The following is a 4,989-nucleotide window of genomic DNA, read 5'->3' on the forward strand; positions in this document are numbered from 1 at the left end:
TTTAACGGGGTCAAGCCCACCAATAAGCCATCGGCAACTGCCCTTCCAGTGCAGCATAGCACACGCTGTTACTACAGCGCACAGGCGGGCTGCGGCCCGGAACGGTTTTTTTTTAGGATGTCACGCTCCGCCTTGAGCTTGGCGACCTCTTTCTTCAGAGCTGCGATCTCTGCCAGTTCGGCACGCTGCTGGCCATGGCCGGGAAACGCCGTAACGGGTGCCGTCGTGGCCTCCCGCATCCAGCGCCGCAGCACGCTCTCGGCCAGATCCAGATCACGGGCCGCCTGCGCCACCGCAACGCCCCGTTCTGTCACCAGCTTCACTGCCTCAAACTTGAACTCCTTCGTGAACTTCCGTCTTACCATGTCCGATCTCCAGTTCCTTGGTCACGATCTTATCTTCGTGTCCACGAAACCGGCAGCAGCTCAGCATAGGAAGTCTCGACGAAGGTCGGCTTAGGGCCGTTCTTGTCGCTTGGTCGATATGGGCCTTACAACGCGAACCCAATTGGTCATGATTTGCCGTCGTCATGAATCTCCTCCTTGTGCCTCAGAGGCTCGGGGAAGGTGTCCCAATAGTGCGATCTGGTCCTAAGCGAGACTGACCCACGGAAGCTTCAGCTTGAAAACCGTCAGAAACTAAGCTATATATCTGACACATGGAGGCGAGCATGCAAACCACATCTCAAGCGATCAAGGCCTATGCTGAAGCGCTGCCGGAGGGGGCGACCCTGTCGGCGCGGGAGTTGTTGCACCTCGGAGAGCGTGCCGCGGTCGACCAGGCGCTGTCGCGTTTGGTTCGACGTGGGGAGCTTCTGCGTGTGAGACGCGGATTGTTTGCCTTGCCTGTGAAAACCCGCTTCGGCAGCCGGGCACCCTCGGTTCAGGCCGTGGTTGAGCACATTGCGAAATCAACCGGTGAGCGTGTGTCGCAAAGCGGGGCGTCGGCAGCGAACCTGCTCGGTATTTCGACACAGAATCCATCCCGTCAAGTCTATTGGACTTCCGGGCCGAGCCGTCATCTGAAACTCGGAGCGCAAAGCGTCGAGCTTAAACATGTGCCGAGCTGGCAGCTTCGTGCACCCAACAGTCGTGCCGGCCACGCTTTTCGGGCGCTTGCATATTTCGGCAAAACCGAAGCTGCGCAGGCTTTGAGGCGTATCAAGGCGACATTGAACGAAGAGGAGCAGCGCGAGCTTCTGAGCCTTCGTGCCGGTGCGCCAACCTGGATGGCCAAGGAACTTAGCGCGCTTGCGTCGTCGCAATGACAGAAAACCAAACCTATTTTTCGTTGTCGCGCGAAGACAAGATTGACGCTCTGGAAGTGGCCGCCTCGAAACTGGGGCGGCCCGCAGACTTGTTGGAAAGCCGAGCACATCAAAAAACGTGACCAAGCATTCTTCGTAGTCGGGGTCGTTCTCGAAATCAGTTATCTCTGATCCATCTTCAGCCGAGGAGCTTCTCCAGCTCTTCCCCTTGGGCGGCATGCTTCTTGGGGTTTTCTGCTTTCAGCTTGTTCACGTTGATGAGCTTCCATCGAACCGCTGGAAGCTCGGCCGCTTTAGGGCGGTCGATCGCGTCGAAGTCCGGATCGCCTTCATGCAGGGTTCTCAGAAACCTCTTCGCGTCCTCATCCATGCGGGATTGGATGTCCGCGATCAGGTGGTCGCGCGTTGAGATCAATTCCGCAAGGTCGACCGCTCCCTTCGTCATGCCCTCGAATTCCCGGACATAGGGCTGATTCAGATCGATCAGGTTTGGGTTCAGCAATTCGTGCGGCGGGCGTGGCGAGCTCGCGACATAGATCAGAAAAGTGCGGAACAACTCGTCCGTGAAGCCTTCATTCTCGTAGAGCAGCTTGACGTCGTAAAGGTCTCGCGGATGTTGGCGATCAAGGGCGGCATGGAGCTTGCCGCCGAACAAATCTTCGAAAGCGACGATGTTCATCGTCGCATATCCGAACTCCTGCTCGACGGCTTCGGAGACTTCACGTTGTTCCGGGTCATGCACGACGCCCCGGGTAACGGGGGAGGTTTCGATTTTGATTTCGGCTGCGCCGAGGCGTGCGAGCGCACGCGTGGCGCCGCCGCCACCGCCGGCAATGCGCTGCGCTTTGGCGCCGGTGATGCCGCCTTCGATGTCAGCGGCAATCCGGTCCATCGCGTCGTTGATCTCAGCGAGGCTTTCGGCGCGGTCCTTGACAGGCAGATAGGTCAGATCGATATCGACTGAGAGCCGCGGAAGGTCGCGATAGAAGAGGTTGATGGCTGTCCCGCCCTTGAGCGCAAATATCTCCTCCTTCGCGACATATGGAAGTACCCGCACGAGCAGGGCCACTTGGGCGGCATAGTCTTCACGCGCCATGACCACGTTCCTTTCTTACAAACTCTTCGGGCACCATGATCCTGTAGCGCGGATGTATCTTGCCGCCTTTGACCAACGCGCGATCCCCGCTGCCGAGGTCGAACTCTTCCGGATCGAGTCGCTTGCGCCAGGCATGGTCGTGGCGGTCGGCGAACACGAAGAACAGGCGTTTGACCTTGATCTTCTTGCAACTTCTGAGCAGTGCCGAGAGGGTTCTTGGGCGCAACGTCGTCAGGCTTTCGAACACCATGTCGAGGTTGTGAAAGCTCTCCTGATCCGGCAACTCGTCCAGCGCCTCAAAGATCGCGCGTTCCGGCGAGGACATCACCAGTTTCCAGTCCCATGGCAGGGACGATGCTGTCTCGTTGAGATTATTTCGCGCGTCGTTGACACCCAACTCTGGATCGGAGAACAGCGATACGCTGCGTGTGCGGAGTTTGGCGTTGAGCGGCAGTCTTTCGAGCCAGTTGGGGATTTTTGAGCCGTAGAGCCAAACCGTGCTTTTGTCGCCGAGGGAGAGATAGTGCGCATAGCCTTGCAGGCCCAATGCCGTCGCGCCCCCGATATGGACAGGGTAGTGCATGATGTGCTGGAGCGAGAGCAGGCAGGTCTTCCAGTCAAGGGTGTTCGTGGTGGCGCTGCTTGGTGAGGGGCGGCGGAAGACGCCGCGGCCAAGGCGTTCTAGCCAGCCGCGTTGGACATAAGCGTAGGACGAACGTCGGCCTATCCCGTGGTGCTCAAGCCAGACCGAGTCCACGAGGAACCCCGCGGGGACAGCCTCAAGAAGGTTCTTTAGTTTTTCGTGTTCTTGTCCGCTCATAGGCGACATAATGATGTATTTTTAAAGAGATCGCCACTTGTTTCTTTGAAAACCTGTGAGATAGTCCGCCAAGGATCGACAAACTCTGAAATTCTCAAAGAGACTGGTGGCTGTCAGCTCTGAAGCTCACCAGCAAAGCAGGGCGTGGGTGCCCTAGATTGGCCGAGGAGACGCTCGGCCATTCGGATCGAAAAGTTGAAGCTTTGTGCCCATGGCGAAGCCGCTGCGCCAAACCAAAGCCAAGTTTCACTTTCGATTGTGGCGTTCTTTTGCCCATACAAACATCGCACCGACGGCAGCATTCGCTTGCTGCACGCTGAACACTTCCGGTTCGAACGCGCCCGCCCATTGCTTTGTATCACGATGTTCCGGGTGGTGTTTGTCGGTCAGCGCGTCGAGAAACTCTTCATAAGAGTAGGGCCCTCCACAGTCCTCTGGCGGGCACGCGCGCGCTCCGGCAACACAGGCGGGAAAATCCTGATCTGGTCTGCCGGTTGGTTTGCTAATCTTCTCAACGGTGACGAGATGCCTCCACCCATCGCCGAAATCATAAGTGTATGTGAACTGGCTGCCTTTCTTGACCAGCTCTCCAAGAGTAAGCCTCTTTTCGTCCTTCCGGCCATCGTTTGGGTCCCAGCTGTCGTCACTTTCGTCACGGGCCTCGAACCTGTCTTCGCCAATCTCGAACTCATGCAAATGATAGTCTTGCCAAGGCATAGCGCCTTGGACAACGGAATGCAGGATGTCCAAGCTGATATCATCAGGCACGAGGATCCGGCGCCAGATCGGTGGCTTAATGCCAACAAGTTCGATTTTCAGCTCAATCAAAGTGTGTTCCGCCTGTCTCAATAGCCCTGCCGTTGAAGTGACTTTTGATTTTTTGGCTGAAGCATTCAAGGGGAACCTTGGCCCCTCCTGCCCTTTGGTCAGCACCGCGCCCTACTCGGTCGGCTGCGCGCAGCCGACCTCCCCGAGCTGAAACGCCGCCTCTCCCTGCGACGTACCGCTGGCCGTGCAGTCTCTTCCAGAGCCAGCCCGACCAGCCGTCGCATGGTCGTGGCAACGCTTCATCTCGGCCATTCGGTAACGGTCGCTGGGGCGGGCGTGTGACATCAGTGATCACGTACCTCGCGTCTCGGCCAGTGTTGTTCCGTGCTTTGCCGGACATGCTGTGCCGCCCCGTCATCCTGGGTCGCAAACGATGGTCGACGACCGCACGATCGCATTGGCCGCAGCTGGCATAAGGCCGGCGATGGTCGTGATGCGCGGATCGCAAGTTATCGGGCTGCCGTAGAAGGACCGTTCGAAATCCGGGTGAGCCATGCAGGGTGTGGCTGCGTCGACGTTCTGCCTGCTGCTCTTCCAGACAATCCACATCGCGTTGCCACGGGAACCAGCCGTCGCGGCACATTGGACAGGGTCCGGCAAAGCGCGAACCCGCCCGGCTGCGGCTCGGGGTGAGAGGGCAGAAAAGACACCGCCCCTGGCATCTCCCTCGGCTGTTTACTCACCTTCCTTCGTGGCCAGGGCACTTCTCCCGATGTGTTGCTTTGCATGACATGCTGGTCGCAGCTGTCGTCCCGTCCACAAAGGTTGTCGCCGATCTTTTTCCCCTGACCCTGCGGGCCATTCCTCGCGGATCAAAAAGACCGGCGCCTGCCCCTCTCCGCTACGCTCCGCCTTCGGTGTGGCCGGGCCTTGGCCAGCTGCAAGGTGACCATCATTGCAACGCAAACAAGGAGAAGAGCAATGACCACGAACTGCATCAAATTCACCAGCGCCGACATCGAAACCGCCAAGGGCGTC

Annotated in this window: 4 protein-coding genes and 1 pseudogene; 1 reads left to right on the forward strand and 4 read right to left on the reverse strand. The window is 58.3% G+C overall.

Annotated elements, in window-relative coordinates; all coding sequences use genetic code 11:
- Positions 1-101: 101 nt before the first annotated feature.
- Positions 102-365: pseudogene (locus tag EGN72_RS00475) on the reverse strand (transposase); the annotation flags it as partial.
- Between the two features lie 305 nt (positions 366-670).
- On the opposite strand from EGN72_RS00475, the gene EGN72_RS00480 reads away from it, so the two are divergent.
- Complete coding sequence (locus EGN72_RS00480; RefSeq protein ID WP_107817737.1) at positions 671-1,267, forward strand: DUF6088 family protein; 597 nt, start codon at positions 671-673, stop codon at positions 1,265-1,267.
- Between the two features lie 178 nt (positions 1,268-1,445).
- Here EGN72_RS00480 and EGN72_RS00485 read toward each other — a convergent pair whose 3' ends face one another.
- The 3 genes from EGN72_RS00485 to EGN72_RS00495 all read right to left on the reverse strand — a co-directional run bounded on the left by EGN72_RS00485 (position 1,446) and on the right by EGN72_RS00495 (position 4,080).
- Positions 1,446-2,363, reverse strand: coding sequence for a nucleotidyl transferase AbiEii/AbiGii toxin family protein (locus tag EGN72_RS00485; protein WP_127044715.1), 918 nt, complete (start codon positions 2,361-2,363; stop codon positions 1,446-1,448).
- Complete coding sequence (locus EGN72_RS00490; RefSeq protein ID WP_127044716.1) at positions 2,353-3,183, reverse strand: type IV toxin-antitoxin system AbiEi family antitoxin domain-containing protein; 831 nt, start codon at positions 3,181-3,183, stop codon at positions 2,353-2,355. Before EGN72_RS00490 ends, EGN72_RS00485 begins: the two co-directional genes overlap by 11 nt.
- A 246-nt stretch (positions 3,184-3,429) precedes the next feature.
- Positions 3,430-4,080: a plasmid pRiA4b ORF-3 family protein gene (locus EGN72_RS00495; RefSeq protein WP_233586972.1), complete on the reverse strand. Its 651-nt coding sequence runs from the start codon at positions 4,078-4,080 to the stop codon at positions 3,430-3,432.
- Positions 4,081-4,989: the final 909 nt, after the last annotated feature.

It is taken from the genome of Pseudorhodobacter sp. E13 (genome assembly GCF_003991405.1).
Taxonomy (GTDB): domain Bacteria; phylum Pseudomonadota; class Alphaproteobacteria; order Rhodobacterales; family Rhodobacteraceae; genus Pseudorhodobacter.

Coding starts and splice junctions, on each gene's coding strand:
- EGN72_RS00485 (WP_127044715.1), bottom strand. CDS start 2,363: ATGGCGCGTGAAGACTATGCCGCCCAAGTGGCCCTGCTCGTGCGGGTA.
- EGN72_RS00480 (WP_107817737.1), top strand. CDS start 671: ATGCAAACCACATCTCAAGCGATCAAGGCCTATGCTGAAGCGCTGCCG.
- EGN72_RS00490 (WP_127044716.1), bottom strand. CDS start 3,183: ATGAGCGGACAAGAACACGAAAAACTAAAGAACCTTCTTGAGGCTGTC.